Genomic DNA, 22,263 nt, shown 5'->3' with positions numbered 1-22,263 from the left:
GCGCCAGGACGACACACCTCCACCGCCGCCCGGCTCCACCCCGGCTCGCTTCGTCCGGGACACGCTCGACTCCGACTGACCCGACGCCAGCCGAGCCGGGCGGATCACCCTGCCCGGCTGTGGTGGCTACTCCCAGGGGCGCGGCAGCGCGTTCCACAGGGCTCTGAGCCAGTCGGGCGGGTTGGTGAGGAACTTGTCCACGAGTCGTGCCGTGATCGACCGAGCGGCGCCCTGCGCTATCGCGGCGGTCAGGCCGGCACCGGCAGCGGGCTGCTGTGGGGCGGGTGCGGGGACAGACGGTTGACCGGGCCCGGGAACAGGTCCCGGGTCATGATGCTGCAGCAGTACCACCGGGCCGCCACAACCCTTCCGGCCCACGGGGTTCTTGCCCCTCTGCCGCACACGCCACGATCATCGGCGTCGTCAAGGACGCGCTGCCCGAGACGCAGGTGGGTCTCCTGGTCGGCGCACGCCAGTGGCCCCTGCTCGCGGCCCGCATGGACCGGATCCGCGACCAGGGCGGCCCTCAACTCCTCGGCGCGCACCTGGCCTGCCTCCAGGCCGACACCTCCTGGAAGGACGGCCCCACCTCCACCACGGCCGGGCGACTCGTGGACGCGACCCTGCGCTCCCCGACGACACCGCCCTCCGCCCCGGCCGTGCCCGCTTCCCGCGGGAGGGTCTCCCCGGCAGCTGCCCGCTCCCGCTCCACCACCACGCCCGCCGCCGCGGCCCCCGGCCAGCAGGCCCCGATGGCGGCCAACGTCCTCGCCCACCGGCAGCAGGCCGCACCGGCCAGGGGCGCTGGGCGTAGGCGGTGACGCCGAAGGCTGCCACACCCGGACGGCAGGGCTTGCGGGTGTGGACGGAGCGGGTACGGGCGGCCTGGTGGACGCTGTCGGACCGGGACCGGATCGCTGTCGAGGGCCTGCTCCTGACCGGGGCGCTGTTCGCGGCCGTTGCGGTCGGGCCACCTCGGCATGGTGCAGGCGGACTTCGTGCTGTCGGTCCAGGCCGGCATGGCAGGCGTCGCCACCTTGTACCGGGGCCGTCCACCGGCCGCGGCCCGCCGCGCCTGCGGCCGGGCCGCTGGTGGCGCCCTCGGAGCAAGTCCAGCGGCACGCGGCACGCGAGGCGGGCACCGCCCTCGGCGCTGACCGGGGGAGAACCGTGCGGACAGGGGGAGGCGGATGGTGATGACGGGTACGCAGCGCCGGACCGGCGTGAGCGTGCTGGTGGGGACCGGGCTGGCCGCGGCCGGCTGGTGGGCGCAGTGGTCCGGGTACGAGGTCGCGGGCACGGTCTTGACCCTGCGGGCGGGGAGGTGGTGCCGGGCGGTGCGTGGCGCTCGGGCGCTGTGCGTCGCCCGCAGCCCGCCGAACCCGCGCCGGACGTCCCTGTGCCGGGGCCGCCGTCCTCGGCGCGGGCCGCCGCGGACCGGGGTGCTCGGCCAGGCGGGTGCGGGGACCGACTCGGCGAGGAAGCAGGGCCCGGGCCGGGGCAGGGGTCGGCCGTCGCCTGCTGCCCTGCCTCTTGGCCCAGGTCTTGGAGATCACCCAGGCCGACCGGCTGTTCACGATCGCCGGCAGCCTGGAAGAGGCCCGCACCCTGTAGTCGCGGCACCCGGCGACCACGGCGTGCACGGGTCAGGCCCGGCGTCCGCTTCGGCCGCGGACAGCACCGCCGGGCTGCCCCCGTTCATGCGCGGTGAGGGCGGCGGCGAGCCGTGGCCACCTTTAACAGCTCGGTGGGAATGCACCCCGCACCGGGGTTTTGATCTTCGAGTCGGAACGCCTGGCTCACGCCCTTCAGCCGCCGAGGATGGACCTCAGCACGGCTACGTAGTCGCGGCCCGTGTTCAACGGCGCGTATGCGGGTTGCTCCTGCGGGCCGATGAGAACGTCCAGGGGGCGGACCACGACACCGTAGTCGGGGCGGTGCTTGTACTGGATCGACATCCGGTCGCGTTCCACTCTGCGGACCCGGTGCGGGGCGGCCCGGTGGCGACCGTTCGACCATCGCTGCACGTAGTCGCCGAGGAAAAGGAACAGTGCGCCGCGGACCATGGGCACCTCCAGCCACCGGCCGTCGCGGTCGCGGACCTCGAGGCCCGGTTCGTCCTGGTCCAATATCGTCAGCAGTGACAGGTCGATGTGCGGTGACATCGCATACCCGGCTGCGGAACCACCATGGGCCGGGTAGCTCGCGCCGTAATGGTTGAGGCCCAGGCGGTGCAGTGGGCTGCCTATCAGGTAGGGGGTGAACGCGTCCTCGTCCAGCCCCAGGTCCAGGGCGCAGGCAGCGAGGGTCCTGTCCCCCAGCTGCGTCAGATGAGCCAGAAGTTCGAGGGACTTGGGAAATGGCCCGTGGTAGAAGTCCACGGCGCAGGACAGGGTCGCTTCCTCGGTGGTGTGACCGATGCGGTACTGCTCGCATGCCTCTGTGCCGCCGTGTATTCGGCTGCGTTCCCTGCCGAGTCCCCGGTATCCGAGGAACTGAGACTGTTCTGTGGCGTCGTAGAGGCTCTTCTGGGCCGGCGCCAACTGGTAGAACCGGCGTGTCTCCGAGTAGACGTCTCCGATCAGGTCGTCGGGGATGCCGTGGTTGTGCACGAAGACGAACCCTGTTCGCCGGAAGCTCCGGCCGAGGTCGACGGCCACTGCAGCCCGGTCTTTCGAGGTCCATCCGGCCGCGTGCCCCGGAAGCTGTACGTGCGGTATCACCGCGGTCCCCTCCTGTGCGCTCGGCCTTCCGACGTTTCAGCAGGCTCGGGTGCTGGAGCCAGGACGCGGCTTCACCGTGAGGACGACTCGGCCGGGCAAGGGCAGGCGGGTTGGCCTGACGCCGTGGTGTGCACGGCCGACCCAGAGAGCGGGCCGTGTGAAACCCCCATGGCCTCAGGCTGCGGCAGGGCGTTGACCACCCGGGAGGGCGCGCGGCTGGCGCAGCGGCGCACTGAGGGCGCGGTCACCTGCCGCGCAGTAGTGGGCCGCGCGAGATCAAGGAACGTGCAACCGCAGCTCTCGGGGGACGGATTCGGTGCCACTCGATCGACATTCCAGCGTTGAGCTTGACTTTATCGGGGATCTTGGAGTTTCCCGGTGCGGCAACGTGGCGACCGGACATGTTCGGGTGGTTTCGCCGACCGATGCAGCTGTCGAGGTGGCCCGTTGCCCCTCCGCCCCCATTCCGGTCAGCAGGTCCCTTCTCTGACTGCGCAGGCCGTGCGGGCGAGCAACCCGGTCGACACGACCGCGACATGGGTACGTGACCGCCTCGACGGGCTGTGGTGCGACGAGGACTTCGTCGTCTGGTATCCAAGGGGCAGGCATGCGGGTGGTGCTGTGGTCGTTCGTTCGGGTTCGGCCGACCTCCGTCCGCGTTCCGTCCGAGCCGCCCGCCTCGGTCGGGCGGTGCTGTGGCCGCTCGGCCGCGCCTGTCGGCCGACTCTGGCCGCGGCCCGCCTACCGCCGCCCGGCCGCCCTGTCCGCGCCCCGGCGGCCCGCGTGCCGCCGACGGCCGGCTGTTGGTCGTGCCGCCTGCCGCCTGCCGCCTGCCGGCCGGGCGGCTGTTCGGCCCTGCTGGGGCGGGGTGTTGTCGTGCCCGCACGGGCCCTCTGTGCGGGCACGACCGACCTCCGGCCGTCGGGCCGCGTCCGTCCGCCGGCGCTGACCGGGCCGACGGACGGACCTCCCGCGCCCTGGCCGCCGTGCCGCCCGTGCCGCGTCCGCCGCAACCCGGCTGCCGAGCGGGGCCGCCCGCGCCCCACCGCTGCCGCTCGTCCGGAGGGCCGTCGTTCGGGGGCCGAGCCGGCCCGTGCGGCCGCGGTTGTGCCGCCGTCCGGGTTGCCCGGACCAGACGGTGCTGCGCCCGCCGGGGGGAGTCCGTCCGCCCGGCTCGCCGCCGACGAGGCCCTGCGGCTGCTCGGCACCGCCGAACTGGGCCGGATCGTCTTCACGCGGCACGCACCGCCCGCCGTGCGTCCGGTCAACCACGTCCTGGATGCCGGCGACATCATCATCCGCGTCCAGGACGGATCGACGCTGGCGGCGCTGCTCGCGCCCAAGCAAGGCCGAGGAGTGGTCGTCGCCTACGAGGCGGACGACGTCGACACGGGTGGCCACCCGGGCTGGAGCGCGGTCGCCACGGCCTACGCCACCGTGGGGTCACCGACCCTGAAGAAATCGAGCGGTACGTACATCTTCTGGAGTCCTGGACCTCGGGCGGCGCAGCGGGGGCGATCCGGATCCGACCCGCCCTGGTCACCGGCTTCCGGCTGCGCGAGTGCGGCCCGTAGCGGCGCCCGTTCGCGTGCTTCGCCTCCACGCGGTCCTGCGCACGACACGATGGTGCGGCACACGCCCGCAGGAGTTCCGGAGGTGTCATGCCGAAGCACGGCTGGACCGTGGCAGTGCCGCGCGCCTTCCAGGACTACCGGGCTGCCTGGCTGCGTGGTGACGCGTTGGCAGGTATCACGGTCGCCGCCTATCTCGTGCCGCAGGTCATGGCCTACGCCGGCGTCGCCGGGCTGTCGCCCGCCGTCGGTCTCTGGGCCGCCCTCCCCGCCATGGTCCTCTACGCCCTCAGCGGGTCGTCCCGTCTGCTGTCCGTCGGCCCGGAATCGACCACCGCCCTCATGACCGCGGTGGCCGTCGGCCCGCTGGCGGCCGGCGATCCCGCGCGGTACGCGGTGCTCTCGGCGGCGCTGGCCGTCGTGGTGGGGCTGCTCTGCCTCGTCGCGTGGGCGGTCAGGCTGGGCTTCCTCGCGGATCTCCTCTCCCGGCCGGTCCTCGTCGGCTACCTGGCCGGGGTCGCCCTCATCATGATCGTGGATCAGCTCCCCCGCCTGACCGGGACCAGCGGCAGCGGATCGGGCTTCCTCCTCCAGCTGTCGTCCTTCCTCCGCGGTCTCGGCGACGTGCACTGGCCGACGACCGCGCTCGCCGTCGGATGTCTCGCCCTTCTGTTCGCCTTGCCGCTGCTGTGGCGCCCGCTCCCCGGACCCCTCGTCGTCCTGGCTCTCGCCACCGCCCTGGTGGGGGCCCTCGCCCTCGATGAGAACCACGGCATCGACGTCATCGGGGCCGTCCCGACCGGCCTTCCGAGCTTCACCCTGCCCGATCCGTCGGACTATGCCGACCTGGTCCTACCGGCCGTCGGCTTGCTCATCGTGGGATTTTCAGACGTGGTCCTGACCGCGCGTGCGTTCGCCCGCCACGACGATCCGCACCCCTTGGCAGCCAACCGCGAGCTGCTGGCGCTCGGCGCCTCCAACCTCGGCGCCGGCGTGCTGCACGGCTATCCCGTCAGCAGCAGTGCCAGCCGCACCGCGCTCGCCGACTCCGCCGGCGCACGCACCCAGGCGTACTCCCTCGTCGGTGCCGCCTGCGTGGGCGCCGTCCTGCTCTTCCTGGGCCCGCTGCTGGCCCACACCCCTTCGGCCGCCTTGGGCGCCATCGTCGTCTATGCCGCCGTACGCCTGATCGAAGTGGGCGAGTTCCGCAGGCTGGCAGCCTTCCGCCGCCGCGAGTTCCTGCTCGCCCTCGGCTGCGGCCTCGGCGTCCTCGCCCTCGGCATCCTGTACGGAGTCCTCCTCGCCGTGGCGCTGTCCGTCGCCGAACTCCTCACGAGGGTCGCCCGTCCGCACGACGCGGTGGAGGGCATGGTGCCCGGTCTGGCCGGCATGCACGACATCGACGACTACCCGACCGCGCGCACCATTCCCGGTCTCCTCATCTACCGCTACGACTCGCCGTTGTTCTTCGCCAACGCCGAGGACTTCCGCCGCCGCGCGCTGGCCGCGGTCCAAGCCCAGGAGGACTCCGTGCACTGGTTCCTCCTGAACACCGAGGCCAATGTCGAGGTCGACATCACCGCCCTCGACGCCGTCGAGGCCCTGCGCTCCGAACTCGCCCGACGGGACATCGTGCTGGCCCTCGCCCGCGTCAAGCAGGAGCTGCGCCGGCCCCTCGATGCCTACGGGCTGACAGCCGCGATCGGCCCGGAGCGCATCTTCCCCACTCTCCCCACAGCCGTTGCCGCCTACCGGGACTGGCAGCACGCCGTAGCCGGAGGCGATCCGGAGCATCCCTGAGTGCTTCGGCAACGAGCGTCCGGCACATCCTCCGCGAGCACGTCGGATGGCACGACTGCCAACCTCCCCTTCGATACCGGATACCGCTCACCCGTTCCCCGGGTAGGCCCAGCCGCCACGCGGGCTGCCGGACGTCTTCTCCTCCCGGTCTTCCCGGCGGGAGACGCCTCCCACCAGCGCGCATGCCCGGCCGGGCGTGCGCGCCGGCCCGCGCCGAGGGTGCGGCTCGGATCGGTCGACTCTGGCGAGCGAGGCACGGGTGGTCCGGGTCCGACGGATCCGACGGGGGTGACGGTCGCCCGCTCGGCGTCCAGGGCGTCCGCCAGCGCTGTTCGAGCCCGACTGCTGGCCGCCGTGTCCCGGAGGTCGGTCCGAACGGCCGCCACAGAGCGGAGAGGATCTCCTGTTGACGTGTCTGTCCGTCCCCTCTCGCGAACGGGGGGATCGTGGAGGCTCAGCCGGGGCTGGTGGACGGGGAGCGCCGGCATCGGGAGCTCGTGGTGCGTCAGGCAGCTGCTCCACGAGCGGGTTCCGTCCCCTCTCCCGCCCGCCCAGGCTGAGGCGGTCGGGCAGGGATCGCTACCGCCCTTCTGCTGTGCGGTGGCCGCGCCGGCCCGGCCCCGGGCCCGGATACCGCCCGCTGGCGCGGGCTGCCCGGGCTGCCCGTCCGAGTGTGGTACGGCCGGCTGTCCACCGCCGGTCGGCGGCCGCCTGCGAGGTTGCGGCGGCGGCGCGTTCGTGTCCCGCCGCCGCCGGCTGCCCAGCTACTGCTGCTGTCCACCGTCCTGCCTTCCGGGCCGGACGCTCCGGCAGAGGGCGGTGGCGATTTCTACGACCTGGCCTCGGCGTAGGGATCGGCGTCCCGACCGAGAACGGCCGCACCTCGGCCAACAGCCGGCTCGTCCTCCAGGCCCCGGTGCCCGTCATCGCCCAGGCACTGGGCTACCACGGCAAGAGGAACACCGCATCGCCACCGAAGCCGGAGCTCCCTGGAAGAACCACGCACCCGGCGGCCACACACGCGCAACGGCCGCCCTGAACTACGCGGCGGGCGAAAGATCACACCGCTCGGTCGCCTCCACCCCACAGTGGTGACCATGCTGAACCGAGTAGCCGTTCTGTCCGACATTCACGGAGTCCTGCCTGCTCTGGAGGCAGTACTCGCCGAACCAGACGTCGGCGCCGCCGATCACATCGTGGTCACCGGCGACATCGCCGCCGGCCCGCAACCGACTCGGGTTCTCGACCTGCTGACCAGCCTCGGCGACCGCGTCATCTGGATCAGCGGCAACGCCGACCGCGAACTCCTCGAATACCGCCGGGGACGACGCGACACGATCCCCGACCCGATCGCCCCCTGGGCAGCCGAACAGCTTCGCGAGGACCATCTCGACCTCCTCGGCTCGCTTCCACGATCGCTCTCCCTGTCCTTGAACGGCCTGGGAAAGGTGCTGTTCTGCCATGCCACCCCGCGCGACGACGAGGAGGTCGTCCTGGTCGACTCCCGACTCGACCGCTGGAAGGAAGTCTTCAGTGAACTCGACACCGACATCCGCACCGTGGTCTGCGGCCACACCCATATGCCGTTCGTCCGCCTCGCCCACAGCCGGCTCGTGATCAACCCCGGCAGCATCGGCATGCCCTACGGACGACCCGGAGCACACTGGGCCCTGCTGGGCCCGGGCGTCGAACTCCGCACCACGCACTTCGACCTCCAGGCCGCAGCCACCCGGCTCAGCCAGGACTCCTCCTACCCCGACATCACCGAATGGGCCGACTACTACCTGCACGCTCGCGCGACCGACGCCGACGCCCTCGCAACCTTCTCCCCACAGGACGGGCGCGACCACACACCGTGACACCCGCTCAGCCGGTCGGCGCCGAACCGTGCCGCCTCGGCGGGCGCCTCGTCGTGCCCTGGGACCGGCGCGGGCATCTCACGCTGACGGTCGCCGAGGAAAGCCGGCACGCGAGCGGTCGGGCTCGATAGGTCGGAGTGTTCATGCCCAGCCGCCGGGTCGACCAGAAACGCGAGTACCACACCACCCGGACCGACGGAGAACCGACCGTGCCGGGCGCTCGAACGGGATCTGCGGACTTTGCCCCACCCGAACATCCTGCTGCTGGCCGCGCAAGGCGCCCTGGGTGGCGCTCCGCGGGTGGGACGTTTGCGCTGACCGGAGGCAGTGAACTGCGAAGAACGCCACGAGCCCGGGTGCTTGTACCCATCGAAGTCTCCCGGGCGTAGGGCGCCGGCTGAGCCGACCCACACCGGGGCCCCTTGGCGTCGCCGGCAGTCGGGTCGCAGAGCGCCGCCCGCGGCCCGAATACCCGCCTGCGCCGATCCCCATCAGGCTGTGGGGCGCGCCGAGCCGCTCTGCCAGGAAGATCATGCCCAGAGGGCCTCACCACTGGCTGCTGCCCTGTGTCCGATCACGCACGGATGCCGACGGAACGGCGCCGACGAGTCCCGGATCGGTGCAGCGCTGTGGGCTGATGAGGGTGCCGGGCGCACCCACGTGCCGCCGTCATCGTGCGGTCGGTGATCGAGGGCGCAGGGTCCGGGCGGCCGCCTCGGAGCGCAGCTGCTCCAGGGTGGTGCTCTGCTGCTCGGCGCGTTCCAGCAGTGCGTCCAAGTGGTCGGCGGAGAGCCGGTCGTCGGTTTCGGCCAGGATGCGCAGGGTCCGCCAGCAGGCTGCCTTGCCGTGCACGCCGAGGAACATGGACTCCGCTTCCAGGACGTCGCTGAGCGGGGAGCGGGTGAGGAGGCGGCCGTTCGTCTTGAGCCGGCCCGCCTTCTCGGCCAGCCAGCCCATCGCCGCCTTGGACTGGCTGGTGGCCACGCCCAGATCGGTCATGATCCGGGCCAGCGCCTCACGGTCCTCGGCGACCTGTTGCGCCAGGGCGCCCAGCGTCGCCCCGGCCTCCGTGTCCTTGCGGGCACCGGCGGCCCGGCGCAGCAGCTCCAGGCCGCCGGTGGCGCCCGTGAAGTGGTCGTTGAGGTAGATCGCCAGAAACTCGGCGCTCTCGGAGTCGCCAGCCAGGGCCCCGACGGCATCGTCCGCGTCGCCGACTTCGGCGTGCATTTCGCGCTCCACCGACTCGCCCAGCTCCGTCCAGCTGGCTTCGAACTTGCTCAGGCCCTCGCGCTCCAGGGTGTCGGTGACGTCCGTGAAGTCGACGCCGACGCGTTCCAGTGCTTCGAGGTGGTGGGCGGCAGCCGTGAAGTCGTCCGTCGTCGGCGCGTGGCCGGGGAGGGTGCCGTGGTCTGCGAACGCCTCCAAGGTGGTCCTCGGCATGGTGTTCACGGTGCCGGCGATGGCGAGTTCACTGACGTACATCGTGTCGGGATAGGACGGGTCCTTGACTCCGGTGGACGCCCACAGCGGACGCTGCATGCGCGCGCCGGCCGCGCTGAGGCGCTGCCAACGCGGGTCGAGGAGCATCTGCTCGTACGCCTGGAACGCCAGCCGGGCGTTGGCGATCGCGGCCTTGCCCTTGAGTCGACGGGCCTCGGGGGTGCCGATCGCATCGAGGCGGCGGTCGACTTCGGTGTCGACCCGGGAGACGAAGAACGAGGCGACCGAGTGGATGTGCGCCAGATCGTGTCCGGCGGCCTGCGCCTGCTCCAGGCCGCTCTGGTAGGCGCCCATCACGTCGCGGTAGCGGTCCAGCGAAAAGATCAGCGTGACGTTGACGCTGATGCCCTCGGCGATGACGGCGGTGATCGCTTTCAGTCCCTCGCGGGTGGCGGGAATCTTGATGAACAGATTCGGCTGGCCGACTGCGTCCCAGAGCTTGCGGGCCATGGCCGTGGTGGCGTCGGCGTCCCGCGCGAGCCGCGGGTCCACCTCGATGGAGACCCGTCCGTCGATTCCGCCGCTGCGCTCGTAGACCGGCGCGAGGGTGGCGCAGGCGTCCCGTACGTCGTCGGTGGTCAGGGAGAAGACCGCCTCGTCGACGCCGGCACCCGCGGTGCCGAGCCGGCGCAGCTGCTCGGCGTACCGGTCCCCCTTCGACAGGGCGGAGGCGAAGATCGTGGGGTTCGTGGTGACCCCTACGACGTGCTTGTCCGCCATCAGCTTCCTGAGCTCCCCACCTGCGAGAAGTTCACGAGAGAGGTCGTCGAGCCAGATGGACACCCCGGCCGCGGACAGGTCGGCGAGCGGGCCGGAGCCGGTTGAGAGGGACATGCGAAACCTCCAGAACGGTGCGGCGGCGCCCACACTGAGGATGCCTTCACCCGGTGGGTGAACTGCTGGCGGCGACGCTCGGCACGGTGGTTCCCTCCGCACCTGCCCGGATCACCCCGGGGCAAGCGCGATACCCGAAATGCCCGTACGACGGCTCACCCGGGATCGACCGGGCCCCCACAACAGGAGGGTGCCCTCCCAGACGTGCGCGGTCGGCGCCTCGCCGGAACGGTGCACGTCATCAAGGCGCCTACGTGGTCCTGCGGGCCGTTCGGACCAGCCGACGTGGCGCGGCCCGGCACGCGGTGTGACGGTGACTCCCGTCTGGGCCGTCGCCATCGGCGCTCACCTTCGCCGTCGAGGGCATCAAGGACGATCAGGCCGCAGGTCAGAGCGGGTACGGCCCAGTGGGCGTGGGAGGGGTGACGTTCGACCTGGCCGGTGTCGCCCCGCAGCCGAGTCCGGGCGGCCACTGGCGTCCGACCCACTGATACCGCGTGGCAGGGGCACGACCGGGCCCTCGGCCTGAGCCCGGTCCAGGTGGCCGGGCTCACGGATGTCGACGGACTTGGCGCGGAACGGGCGCCCCCTCTCTCAAGCGGCGAGCATGCCTTCGCGGAGACGGGCGAGGGTGCGGGCGAGGATCCGCGAGACCTGCATCTGAGAGACTCCCAGGCGCTCGCCGATCTGGGCCTGCGTCATCTCCTGGCCGAAGCGCATCTGCAGGATGAGCCTCTCGCGTCCCTCAAGGCGTTCCAAGAGAGGAGCGAGAGTGTGGAGGTCTTCGAAGAGTTCCATAGCGGAGTCGTCGGCGCCGAGGACCTCGGCCAGAGGTCGGGGGTTGCTGTCGGAGTCGTCGGACTCGTGGTCGAGGGACTGGCTGGAGTGGCCGGCGGCGGCGACCAGCCCCTCGACCACCTCGTCCTCGGTCAGCTTCAGATGGGCCGCCAGCTCCTTGACCGTCGGCGCCCGGTCGAGGGCCGCGCTGAGATCCTCGTTGCCACGAGCCAGCTGAAGGCGCAGCTCCTGCAGGCGCCGCGGGACGTGGACCGCCCACGTCGTGTCGCGGAAGTGCCGCTTGATCTCCCCGGTGATGTAGGGGAGGGCCAGGGTGGCGAACTCGTTGCCCAGGGCCGGGTCGAAGCGGTCGATGGCCTTGATGAGGCCGATCGTCCCGACCTGGATGACATCCTCCATGTCCGTGCCGTCGGTGCGGTTGCGGAAGCGGCGCACGGCGAACTGGACCAGGGACAGGTTCATCTCGATCAGGGTGTTGCGGACGTACTGCCGCTCCGGAGTGCCTTCCTCCAGACTGCGCAGCCGCTCGAAGAAGACCTTCGACAGGGCGCGGGCGTCACCCGGGGCCACCTCGCGGGCATTGGCGACCCGCGGTAGCGGAGCCACGGGCCCGGGCGCGGCCTCGTGCTCCCGCGTCGTACCGGTCGACCGCTGCGTGGCGAGGATGTTCACTTTCAACTCCCTGAGGGCTCGGCTCCGCCGCCGGGGGACTTCCCCGGCATCGCGTCCTGGGTGGCCGCGCACAGAGCATCACCCTTCCCCTGCACACCCGTCAAGCAATGCGTGAAATCCATTTCCTACGTCGTGCTGTACGTGCATGCCATACCGCTACATACGGGTAGATTCGCACCTCAATCTCGCGCGGCATCCATGCTGTCGAAGGTGCTGAAGCGAGAGGTCGATGATCCGGCCTCGTGCCCGCCTGTCGGAATAAGAAACACATAAGATCCAATGCATGCCTGCTGTGTCGCCGGGCACACGGTGTCTCGGAGGTAATAACTATGGTTCCCCTGCTTCTCGTTCTTCTGCTGGCCCTGATCCTCTTCGGCGCGGGTTTCGCGGTGAAGATTCTCTGGTGGGTCGCCATCGCGGTCCTGATCCTGTGGCTCATCGGTTTCGTCGCCCGTCCCAAGGGCGGCAGCGGCCGTTGGTACCGCTGGTAGCCGAACAGCAACAACCGCAGTTCAGACACTGCGCGCCGCTGGCCGGTTCCCCATCCGGATGGGGAACCGGCCAGCGGCATGCCCCGCGTCCTCCCGGTTCTGACGGCGAGCTTGGTGTGCTGCGAGAGGACGGCATCGGCCTGGGGGACGGTGCAGCGGTCAACGCTCAGCCGATGGCCACGGGCCCGGCTGAGTTCTGCGTGCGTGGGTTCCGCGCTCGCCTAAGAGTCGTCGCGGTCGCGCTCGTCTTCAACGAGGAGAGCGACGGCGATCACGACGGGCCCGAGAGCCGTCTGTGCACCTGAACGGCCCAATCGGCGTGACGTCGGGCCGCCGCGGACGTCGAGGGCGATGACAGGGTGCCCACCTGCTCGTCCATCCCGGGCCGGTATCCGTGTGACGGTCCCGCTGCCGCGCCCGGCGGCGGGGTCGCCGTCAGCCCGCCCCGGCAACCGCACGCCTCGCTCCGGACACACGACCCTGCGGGAGCTGCGCCAGACGGGTCTACTTCGCTGGCCCGCTATCCCTGCCGGCCTGACCGCGCCACCCCTGGAACGAGGCCGGGTGCGGTGCCGCCGGTGGGTGTCGCGGAATCGCCGGCACGGGTCCGTACCGTTTTGCGTCTCGCGGTCGCAGGGAACGGGATGCACATGGGTGACTACGACACTGCGATCACCGTGGCGGTACCCCCGGCCACGCTGTTCGGCTACCTCGCCGACGTACAGAACCTCCCCGCCTACATGCCGCGGCTGACCTCGGCCAGGCCGCACGACGGCGACAAGGTCACCGTCACCGCGCACATCGAACCGCCCGGCGAGCCCGAGCAGGACGTCAAGAGCGAGGCGTGGATCCGCGTGCTGCAAGAGGGCACGTCCCTGGAGTGGGGCGCGCCGGGCCCGCACGACTATCGCGGCCGGCTGCACGTCGCCGCCGGAGACGACCCGGAGCACTCACGGCTCTCGGTGGAACTGCACACCGAGCGCGTCGAAGGCGCCCAGGTCGACGAAGGGCTCACAGAAGCCCTGGAGGGTATCAAGGCCGCCGTCGAGGCAGCCGAAGCCGGACGATAGCTCGCGCCGGGTGGCGCCTCACCGCGTGACGTCCGCCTTCGCGCGGGAGCCTGAAGGGCCCCGTCCGCACCCTCGGGGCTGGTGCCCGGGATGCGCGAGGCGGGCGTCTGGGTGACGGTGGAGGTTCCGTCGTCGATCCGCGAGGAGCGCCATGATCGTCAAGTTGTTGCACGACAAGGGTCTGCGCAGTGAGCATGCGAACACCATCGCCTGCCTGACCATCGGTCTGTCCGTCGCCTCATGGGTGACGTCGATGAAGGTGGAACCGGCGGGCATCGACCGGGCAGACCGGTGGGGGATCTTCATCGCCACCTGGCCGGCGACCTGGTTCGGCCTGGGGCAGGCCCTGGCCCGGTACGAAAGCGCCGACGAACCGCACGGGGACATGTGACCCCTGCGCCACGCCCCTCACGGGCGCGACAGGGCCCGACCGTCCGAGGGTGCGGATCGGGTCGGGCCCTGGTCGATGCGGCGACCGCCGTCGTATCAGCGGCGACGGGTGCCTGAGTCAGACTCCCGCAGAGGGCGACAGTGGTGCGGTCACCCGAGCGCCAACCCCCGCCGCACACACCTCTCCACCCAGGACCCGTTCGGAACCACCGCCCCCGGACGCCGCCGACCCCTCTGCCGGGGGCCGGCCGCGGTCCGAGGGGGCCTGATGCTCGCCTGCCCGTTCCCGCGCGAGCACCTGCCTCGCGCCCGTGCCCCACCTCGACCTCCTCGACCACGACCGGATGACGCGCGTACGGATGCACTGCAGCCACCCCGCGCATCTCGCCGTCCGCCACGCCGCCGTCGCCCAGGCCCTGCGCGCCCCCCGGCTCAGCCGCCGCGGCCTGCTCGCGCCGGGCGGACCGCGGATGACGTCCGCCGACCTGGACGAGCCCAGCCTGCTCGGACTCGACCCGCCGCACCACACCCGGGTCAGACGACAGTGCGCGCCCGCTTTCCGAACCCCCGCGCTCGCGGCGCTCCGCCAGTCCGGCCAAGACCGAGTGACCGGCTCCTCGACACCCTCACCGCCCACGCCACGGGGAACGGGTCGGCCGACCTCCGCGAGGAGCGCTCCGTACCGCTCGCCACCGGCACCCTGGGGGCGCCCGCCGGGCTGGCCGTCCGGGCCTGGTGGTGCTGCGGCCGCTCTGGCCGCGGCCAACCGTTACGAAGGGCGACAACGAGGAGCTCGCCCTGGACATGGCCGCCTCTGCCGTCGACGAAGGGACGCTGCTCATCGGAATCGGCTAGGACGAGGAGAACCGCACCTTCTTTCCCGCCCGCAACTGCTCAAGGGGATGGGGGAGAAGGTCGAACAGGTTGCGCGCAGCCTGCCCGACCCGCCGCTCGCCGGCGGCACCACGGACGTCCTCTCGGTGTTCGACCGAGGAACACATGGATTCGAACGGATGGGTACGCTGCGGCAACAGGCCAGCCGGGTGTCGCCGGTCGTCTCTTCGTGGCCGGTGGCCGGTGGCGCGGGACAGCATCAGGGGAAGGGGTCATCGATGTCCGGCAGTCCTCAAGCGCAGCACGGCACCGCCCGGTCCAGGGTGGGCAGCCCAGGCCGTGCCGGAGCCGTGCCGCGGCACGGCGGGACCGTGATCGTCGGCGGTGGGCTCGCGGGCGTCGAACTCCCCGCCGCGCTCGCGGATCACGGCGGCGATGACGTGCTGCTGCTGGAAGCGGGACCTGCCGACGGCCTCGCCCACATGCACCTGCCACGCCCCCGGGCGACCGCGACTGTGACCGCGACCGGGATGGTCTTCGCATCGGAGCGTGCCCCGCACTTCCACCGGCCCTGGCAGTCGGGGGCGCGCCCGCACCACACCGGAGCCTTCGGGCTGCGCCGCAGACTGGGCGGCCGGTCCCTGCACCGGCACGGGGTGGTGGTGCCGTGGGAGGACTGGGCGTTGCAACCGCCCGGCCGGCCCGCCGACGTCGCCGCGGAGCTCACCACCGGCGCCGACGGCGGGCCCTCCTGGCACGGCCGGGTCACCGACGACCTCACCGCCTGGAACGGCGGCAGCCTCGGAACCTCGCCCGACCCGCCAGGACCATCCTTGGCGGCCGGACGTTCCGCCCGCCGCCCCGTGTTCGCCGACGCCTGCCGGGCGCCGACCGTTGGGAGGCGTGCACGAGGCTCTACACCTGGCGCGGACCCGACGACCGTCCCGCGCTGCCGCCCGGAGTCCGGGTTCGCAGCGGCATGGGGGTGCTCGCCGTGGACGTACGGAACGGACGGGCCCGCGGAGTCCTGGTGTGCGCCCCCGACGGCACCGTGGCGACGGTCGCGGCCGGCACGGTCGTGCTGCGCGCGGGCATCGTGGAGAGCACCCGGTCGGCCGCGATCGCCCTCACCGACGTGGGTGTCATGGCAAACGCCCGGCTCGGAGGCCTCGCCGACCACGGCGTGCACGGCTTCATCGTCCGGCTGCCCCGCCGACCAACTTCCCCCACCCGGCTCGCACGACCTGCCGGCCGACCCGGAACTCCGCTCCCACCTGCGGATGGACGTGCACGACGACAGACCGGGTCGAGCCCTGCTCGACGTACGGGTCAACGGCGAGCAGCTCCCCAACGAAGCGACCGTGATGGAGTGCCGACCTTCCACCGGGCTGCCCCGCCGGGCGCACGTCCGCACCGCACTGATGCCCCACGGGCACGAGATGGTCGGCGCACAGCGTGACCCGCTGCGCGCCTTCCGGGCGGCGGCCGTCCGTGGACTGGACGTGCCCGCCACCCCGCTGGAGTTCACCGTGTGCGGGGACACCAGCCGCGACAACAGTCGGGTGCTGCCCGACCGCACCCGGCGCCAGTGCGCCGAGCGGCTCGCGACCTGGTCGAGCCTCCTGGGCGCTGAGGGCCACGAGGGCGGCAGCCTGCCGCTCGGGCGGCTGCTCGACACCCGGTACGCCTTCACCGCACGGCCCGGACAGTACAGCCTCATCGACATGGTCCACCCCGTCGGCGCGGGCACCGAGACTTCCCACTCGCGTGCTTGGTGCGCCTGTGCGGTCGGGAGCGGCACTCGGCCGTACTCCTGGGCGTGCCGGGGCCGCGGCGCGCAGCCCCCGGCCCACTTCTACGAGCCGCGCACCGGTCCCCTCGCGGAGAGCTGGTACAGCCAGGCCAACGCCGCCCGGGTCCGGCGCACCCGTCAGCCGGTAGAGCGGACCGGTACCTCCGCAACCGGCATCGCCCTCGACTGGACCAGCTCCCAGCCCGTCCCGGTCGTCGCGCTCATCGGCTCCCGGCAGCCCGAGGAAGTCCGCGACCCGCTGGCCGTCGCAGCGCACCGGCTCACTGCCGCCGATCGCGACTGGCCGGAGGCCGAAGAGGAGGTCCTTCCACCTCGCTGAGGTGCCAAGGTCCGGTCGTTCCGGGAAGGCCGTCACGACGGTTCGCTGCACGGCGCCCGGCACGCCTTGCGTGCGCCGCGTCGACTCGACGGGACGCCGGCACCAGCGCGACCGCGCCCGTTGCTGCTCGCTGCGGGAGGGCCACGGGAGGCCGCGGAAATCTCTGCGTACGGGATACGGCCGGCGGTTCAGGGATTGAACCCGTCCCCGTGACCGACCTGCTGGCCGACGGACAAGTCGCTCCTTCTCGCTGCCGCTTTCTGTTCCGACCACCACGCCAAGGGGTGCCTGTGAAGCCGCAACGCAACCGGCCGAGCGCTCGGGCCGTCGGCTACGCGTTCCTCGTCGGTGGATTCGGCATGTTCGGGCTGGTGAGCCTGGTGTTCGCGATGGGCGCCGAGGCGGTCGACCTCCAGGTCTACCGAGCGGGCAGCGAGGCGCTGCTGGACGGTCGGGAGCTCTACGACGTGCCTGTCTGGGAGGACTTCGCCTTCACCTATCCGCCCTTCGCGGCCCTGTTCTTCGCCCCGCTCACCCTGGTGAGCGCGGGAACCGCCACAGTCTTGGTGGTGCTGGCGAACACCGCGTTGATGGTGTTCATCGTGGCGCAGTCGTGCCGGTCGCTCGGCACGATGGAAACCCGCCTCTTCATCTCCGTGGTGATCGCGGTCACTGGTGCGTCCTTCGCACTCGAATCGGTGCACAGCACCTTCATCGACGGCCAGATCAACCTGCTGCTGGTCGCCTTGGTGCTGGCCGATCTGACCGGACGCACGGACCACCCCGCCCGAGGCTTCGGAGTCGGGCTCGCGGTGGCCTTGAAGCTCACCCCTCTCATCTTCGTGGCCTATCTGATCGTGACCCGGAAATACCGGCAGGCCGCAGTGGCGTCGGCGTGCGCAGGAGGGACCGTGATCGTCAGTTTCCTCCTCACCCCCACCGCTGCGGCCGACTACTGGATACGGGGGATGTTCGCCGACCTCGGCCGGATCTTCGTCGATCCGGCGTCCCGGCACAACCAGTCGCTGCGGGGGCTTCTGCTCAAGAACGGCGTACCCGAGGACACCGCTCTGTGGCTGTGGCTGGTGATCGCCGCCGCTGTCGGCGTTGCGGCGCTGACGCTTGCCGCGCATACGGCGCGGCGCGGCGAGCACGTGCTGGCCATCTCGCTGTGCGGACTCTGCGCGGCCGCGGTCTCGCCCTGGTCGTGGGGGCACCACTGGGTCTGGCTCGTGCCGTTCGGAGTGTTCCTGACGTGGGTGGCGGCCCAGCCGCGCCGTCGCACGCTGTGGCTTCCGGCCGCCGTACTCCTCGCGAGCACCCTCCCGGTGCTGCTGGCCCTGGCCGATCCGATGGAGGACGGTGCGGTACCCGTCCTGACCGACGGACCGCTCGCATTCGTACTGGCCAATCTCTACGTGCTCACCTTCCTCACCATTCTGGTCACCACCGCCGTGGACCTTCGCGGCTCACGCGTGCGATCGGTCCGCGGGGCCGAGCGACCGCGTGAGACGGGCAAGCCGGTGCGCTTCAGAAGCGCCGTGAACAGGCGTGAATAGCTGTGAATAGGCTCGTGTACGTGTCGCATCGCAATGGCCGTCACCCGCATGGTCCGACGCTTCCGCAGCGGGCAGGGTCGTGCTGTGTTGTGCGTGCGTCGCGAACTCCGTGACCTGGAGGTTCGCCTGCCAGGAGTGGTGGCGGACCCGGCATGGGTGTCTCGGCGAGGGGCGTCGTCACGCTGGGCGGGGAGCGCATCGACCCGCTGCCGCCGGCGCCGCCGTACGACAGCGCGTGGTCGCCCGGACCCCTGGGCCGGTCTCCCCGGCCCGGCCCCCTGGGCCCTCCCGGGGCCGGCCGACCGCTCTGTGCCGTGATGTCGACGATCAGTGGGTTGACCTGCGGAAATCGCTCGCGTCGGGTGCGTGAACTCTGGGCGAATCCCGGGCGCATGGGGTTTCGAGTGCGCTAGGCGACGCCATAGCCTCCGGGCATGCCCGACATTTCCCGTCGCAGGATCCTCGGTACCCTCGCCGGTGGCTCCGCGCTCTCCGTTCTGCCCCCCTCCCTCCTGCAGGCCATGGCCGCGCCGATGCCGCGCGGTGGTCTGCGCGGCATCGAGCACGTGATCGTGCTGATGCAGGAGAATCGTTCCTTCGACAACTACTTCGGCACGCTCAAGGGGGTGCGCGGCTTCGGCGACCGAACGGCGCTGCGGCTGCCCGGCGGCGCCAGCGTCTTCGAGCAGCCCCGCTCGGGCGGGCCCGCCGTGCTGCCCTTCTCCGCCCGGAAGGCCGCGGTCGACGCAGGCCGATCCGAGAGCGACATCCAGTACCTCGGATCGCTGCCCCACGGCTTCGCCGACGGAGTCCAGGCCCGCGCGAACGGGTGGTGGAACGACTGGATCGCGGCCAAGGGGCAGAGCACGATGGCCTTCTACGACCGGCGGGACATACCCCTCCAGCACGAACTGGCCGACCGCTTCACCATCTGCGACGCCTACTTCTGTTCCGTCTTCGGGTCCACCAACCCCAACCGCAACTACCTGTGGACCGGCACCACCGGCTTCGAGCCGGGCGGCGGCAGCCGGGCCGTCACCAACGCCGCCTACTCCTACACCCACGCAGGCTACGACTGGACGACCTACCCGGAGCGCCTGGAGGCCGCCGGGGTCTCGTGGCAGATCTACCAGGAGTGGGACAACTTCACGGACAACGCGGTGGAGTACTTCAAGCCCTGGAAGCGGATCGGCAGCAAGATCCTCACCGCGGCCGGGTTCCCCTACGCCACCACCGAGGAGTTCTACGACAAGCTCTGGGACAAGAGCGCCACCGAGCGGGAGGCCGCGCTGGCACGCTTCCGCACGGGCGTGGACTCCCTGCCCGAGAACGAGCGACGGCTCTTCCTGCGCGGAGCCCAGCGGTCCGAGCCGGGCACCCTGCTCACCCGCATCAAGGCCGACATCCGCAACGGGACACTCCCGAAGGTGAGCTGGGTGGTGCCGACGGCCGCCCTGTCCGAGCACCCCAGCTCCTCCACACCGGTCGGCAGCGCGGGTCTGGTCTACGACCTGCTGGATGCCATCGCGAGCGACCCGAAGACCTGGTCGAAGACGGCCCTGTTCATCAACTTCGACGAGAACGACGGCTACTTCGACCACGTGCCCTCGCCCACCGCGCCCCGGCCCGACAGCGGCGACGGCGACGACTGGTTCGGCGGCCGCCCCGTGGGCCCCGGCCCCCGGGTGCCGATGACGGTCGTCTCGCCCTGGACGGTCGGCGGATTCGTCAGCTCCGAGGCCTTCGACCACACCTCCGTGATCCGTTTCCTGGAAAAGTGGACGGGTGTCCAGGAGCCCAACATCAGCGCGTGGCGCCGCAGCGTCTTCGGCGACCTGACCTCCGTCTTCGACTTCGACCGGGCGCACCGCCAGCCCGAGGTCACGCACCCGGGACCGGTACCGAAGCCGATCGGCCGCTGGAACCCGGTACCGCCCGCTCGGCAGGCGCTGCCCGCGCAGGAGACGGGCGTCCGGCCCACGCGCCCCTCGCCCTACCGCCTCTCGCTGCGCGCCGACGTCACCGACACCGAGGTGGTGGTGCGGGTCGGCAACCACAGCTCCCGGGCCGCAGCGGTCACCGCCTACCCGGGGGACGGGACCGCGCCCCGGACCTGGACCGTCGTCGGCCGTGACGGCGCGACCGGTACGTTCCCCCAGGGCGCCGACGGCTACGACATCCAGGTCCACGGCCCGGGCTGGTCGCTGTGGGAGCTGCGCGGCGCCCGCGCGGGCGCCGAGGCCTACGTGGTGGAGCGGGCCGGTGAGCGCTGCGTCGACGTCGTGTGCGCCAATCCGTCCGGCCGGACCCGGACGCTCCTGGTGGGGGAGTCGGCGCATCCGCGCCGGGGCGAGGACAGGGTCCTGACCGTGCGGCTCGCGCCCGGCCGCAAGCGCACCGTCTCCGTGCCGCTCGCCCGCCACGGCTGGTACGACATCGTCGTCGTCGACACGGACGACCCCCGGTTCCTGCGCCGCATGACCGGTCACGCGGCCGACGGCGCCCAGGCAACCACCGACCCCGCCATCGGGACCGCTCCGGCACTGACTGCGGCCCTCGCCCTGCCGAAGCCGCTGCCCCCGCTGACCGCGCCGCTGGTGCAGGGCAGCCCGGGCGAGGTCGTCGTCGGCATCCGCAACCAGGGCGCGGGCCGGCTGCGCGACCTCCAGGTCGCCCTGGCCGCCCCCGCGGGCTGGACGGTGAAGCCCTCCGGACCCGTCCCGAAGAGCCTGCCCGAGGGCGGCTCCGCCGACGTCCGCTTCACCGTCACCCCGGCCGCCACCGCCCTGGCCGCCACCCTGCTCGTCACCACGCGCGCCGAGGGCTCGGGGCTGCTGCGGGTCGCGGACGCCCGGGTACGGGCCGACGTCGCCCCGGCGGTGAGCACGTCCCTGACCGCCCCGGCGAGTTCACCCGCCACGGACGGTTGCGTCCTGTCGCCCGGCAAGCCGCTCGCGGTGACCGCGACCGTGACCAACGCCGGGAGCAAGGCACTCACGGCCCTGACGGCCTCGCTCGCCGTACCGGACGGCTGGCGCGCGACCCCGGCCCCCGGCACCCCCGCCTCGGTGCCGGCCCGCACCTCGGTCAAGGTCGTATGGGACGTCGTGGCTCCGGCCGCGGCGGCCCGGACCTCCGCGACGCTGAAGGCGACCATCGGCGCGAGTTCGGCCAGCGGCCGGGTGGAGCGGACCGAATCCCTCGCCACCCGCATCGGGCCGGTCATGACCGGCTACCTGCTCGCCGAGGACTTCGAGTCCGTCGCCGGGCAACTGGCTCCGGCCGCCGACCTGAGCCGGCCCGGCCTGCTGGGATGGACACGCACCGCCCCCCAGGGCTGGACCGTCACCAACGCGCCGGCCATGCCCCAGGGCACGAAGGAGCTGAACGGCTGGACGTTCCTCTCCCGGCAGTTCTGGTTCCCGGCGGGCCAGGAACGTCCCGCGTTCGACCGCTCCCTCGGCATCGTCGCCGTCGCCGACCCGGACGACTGGGACGACACGGGCAGCCCCTCCGGCCGCGGCACGTTCGACTCGACACTGACCACACCCGCGGTCGCGATCCCGCCGGGCACCTCGACGCTGCACCTGGGCTTCGACTCCCACTACCGCCAGGAGAGTCCGCAGGAGGCCGAGGTCACCGTCGTGTTCGACAACGGCGTCACCGCGCGCGTACTGAACTACTCCAGCGCGACGTCGGGGAACACCAATGCGGGCCGGGACCAGCAGAACCGCCTGGTGACCTCTTCCATCCCGGTGCCGTCCGGAGCGACGTCGGCGAAGGTCAACTTCCGGATCCACCACGCGGGCAACAACTGGTTCTGGGCCGTGGACAACATCAGGCTGGGCAGCACGCCCGTCATCGACGCCTGATCCCGCCCCGGGTGCCCGACCCCACGGGGCCGGGCACCTCCTGAACGCCGCCCCTCCCGGACCTCCCTCCGGGAGGGGCGGCGCCCGCGCGTCACGCCCCCGCCGACCGCGCCCCCGAACCCCTCCGGACACCCTCCACCGGACCGCCGCCCTCTCGG

Annotated in this window: 12 protein-coding genes and 1 pseudogene; 10 read left to right on the top strand and 3 right to left on the bottom strand. The window is 71.9% G+C overall.

Going from position 1 to position 22,263, the window contains the following annotated elements:
• The first annotated feature begins 449 nt into the window (after positions 1–449).
• On the top strand, positions 450–821 hold the full coding sequence (locus CP968_RS01135; protein ID WP_150516199.1) for a hypothetical protein: 372 nt from the start codon (positions 450–452) through the stop codon (positions 819–821).
• Positions 822–1,808: 987 nt separating this feature from the next.
• Here the strand turns inward: CP968_RS01135 and CP968_RS01130 are convergent.
• The gene (locus tag CP968_RS01130; RefSeq protein ID WP_150516198.1) at positions 1,809–2,723 is read right to left on the bottom strand and encodes a 2OG-Fe(II) oxygenase family protein; all 915 of its coding nucleotides are present in this window, start codon (positions 2,721–2,723) and stop codon (positions 1,809–1,811) included.
• Between the two features lie 378 nt (positions 2,724–3,101).
• Here CP968_RS01130 and CP968_RS35505 point away from each other — a divergent pair.
• The 3 genes and pseudogenes from CP968_RS35505 to CP968_RS01115 all read left to right on the top strand — a co-directional run.
• Positions 3,102–4,106: pseudogene (locus CP968_RS35505) on the top strand (pyridoxamine 5'-phosphate oxidase family protein); the annotation flags it as partial.
• A 278-nt stretch (positions 4,107–4,384) separates the two neighbouring features.
• Entirely contained in the window at positions 4,385–6,094 is a 1,710-nt protein-coding gene (locus tag CP968_RS01120) for a SulP family inorganic anion transporter (protein ID WP_150516197.1), read from the top strand.
• A gap of 1,097 nt (positions 6,095–7,191) precedes the next feature.
• Complete coding sequence (locus CP968_RS01115) at positions 7,192–7,953, top strand: metallophosphoesterase family protein (RefSeq protein ID WP_150516196.1); 762 nt, start codon at positions 7,192–7,194, stop codon at positions 7,951–7,953.
• A 669-nt stretch (positions 7,954–8,622) separates the two neighbouring features.
• Here CP968_RS01115 and tal read toward each other — a convergent pair.
• A complete protein-coding gene (tal, locus tag CP968_RS01110; RefSeq protein WP_150516195.1) occupies positions 8,623–10,287 on the bottom strand; it encodes a transaldolase in 1,665 nt (554 codons plus the stop codon).
• A gap of 594 nt (positions 10,288–10,881) precedes the next feature.
• Complete coding sequence (locus CP968_RS01105; protein WP_167536735.1) at positions 10,882–11,763, bottom strand: SigB/SigF/SigG family RNA polymerase sigma factor; 882 nt, start codon at positions 11,761–11,763, stop codon at positions 10,882–10,884.
• 323 nt (positions 11,764–12,086) lie between these two features.
• Between CP968_RS01105 and CP968_RS01100 the strand changes: the two genes are divergently transcribed.
• The 6 genes from CP968_RS01100 (at position 12,087) to CP968_RS01075 (ending at position 22,105) form a co-directional block, all read left to right on the top strand.
• The gene (locus CP968_RS01100; protein WP_031140725.1) at positions 12,087–12,248 is read left to right on the top strand and encodes a hypothetical protein; all 162 of its coding nucleotides are present in this window, start codon (positions 12,087–12,089) and stop codon (positions 12,246–12,248) included.
• A gap of 650 nt (positions 12,249–12,898) precedes the next feature.
• Positions 12,899–13,318 carry an SRPBCC family protein gene (locus CP968_RS01095; protein ID WP_167536734.1) on the top strand — a complete coding sequence of 140 codons (420 nt, stop codon included), beginning with the start codon at positions 12,899–12,901 and terminating at the stop codon, positions 13,316–13,318.
• A gap of 151 nt (positions 13,319–13,469) precedes the next feature.
• Positions 13,470–13,709, top strand: a complete 240-nt coding sequence (locus tag CP968_RS01090) for a hypothetical protein (protein ID WP_150516193.1) — start codon at positions 13,470–13,472, stop codon at positions 13,707–13,709.
• A gap of 2,113 nt (positions 13,710–15,822) precedes the next feature.
• Positions 15,823–16,674 (top strand): aldo-keto reductase family protein, encoded by an 852-nt coding sequence (locus CP968_RS01085; RefSeq protein WP_150516192.1) that lies wholly within the window; start codon positions 15,823–15,825, stop codon positions 16,672–16,674.
• Positions 16,675–16,883: 209 nt separating this feature from the next.
• The gene (locus tag CP968_RS01080) at positions 16,884–18,233 is read left to right on the top strand and encodes a glycosyltransferase 87 family protein (protein ID WP_229886794.1); all 1,350 of its coding nucleotides are present in this window, start codon (positions 16,884–16,886) and stop codon (positions 18,231–18,233) included.
• A gap of 434 nt (positions 18,234–18,667) precedes the next feature.
• Positions 18,668–22,105, top strand: a complete 3,438-nt coding sequence (locus CP968_RS01075; protein ID WP_150516191.1) for a phosphocholine-specific phospholipase C — start codon at positions 18,668–18,670, stop codon at positions 22,103–22,105.
• Positions 22,106–22,263: the final 158 nt, after the last annotated feature.

It is taken from the genome of Streptomyces subrutilus (assembly GCF_008704535.1).
GTDB classification, from domain to species: Bacteria; Actinomycetota; Actinomycetes; order Streptomycetales; family Streptomycetaceae; genus Streptomyces; species Streptomyces subrutilus.
This window is presented reverse-complemented; position numbering and strand designations above follow the sequence as displayed.

Bases quoted from the DNA above. Each gene is read 5' to 3' on its own strand.
- CP968_RS01120 (WP_150516197.1), top strand. From the start codon at position 4,385: ATGCCGAAGCACGGCTGGACCGTGGCAGTGCCGCGCGCCTTCCAGGAC.
- CP968_RS01115 (WP_150516196.1), top strand. From the start codon at position 7,192: ATGCTGAACCGAGTAGCCGTTCTGTCCGACATTCACGGAGTCCTGCCT.
- tal (WP_150516195.1), bottom strand. From the start codon at position 10,287: ATGTCCCTCTCAACCGGCTCCGGCCCGCTCGCCGACCTGTCCGCGGCC.
- CP968_RS01100 (WP_031140725.1), top strand. From the start codon at position 12,087: ATGGTTCCCCTGCTTCTCGTTCTTCTGCTGGCCCTGATCCTCTTCGGC.
- CP968_RS01095 (WP_167536734.1), top strand. From the start codon at position 12,899: ATGGGTGACTACGACACTGCGATCACCGTGGCGGTACCCCCGGCCACG.
- CP968_RS01090 (WP_150516193.1), top strand. From the start codon at position 13,470: ATGATCGTCAAGTTGTTGCACGACAAGGGTCTGCGCAGTGAGCATGCG.
- CP968_RS01085 (WP_150516192.1), top strand. From the start codon at position 15,823: ATGGACGTGCACGACGACAGACCGGGTCGAGCCCTGCTCGACGTACGG.
- CP968_RS01075 (WP_150516191.1), top strand. From the start codon at position 18,668: ATGCCCGACATTTCCCGTCGCAGGATCCTCGGTACCCTCGCCGGTGGC.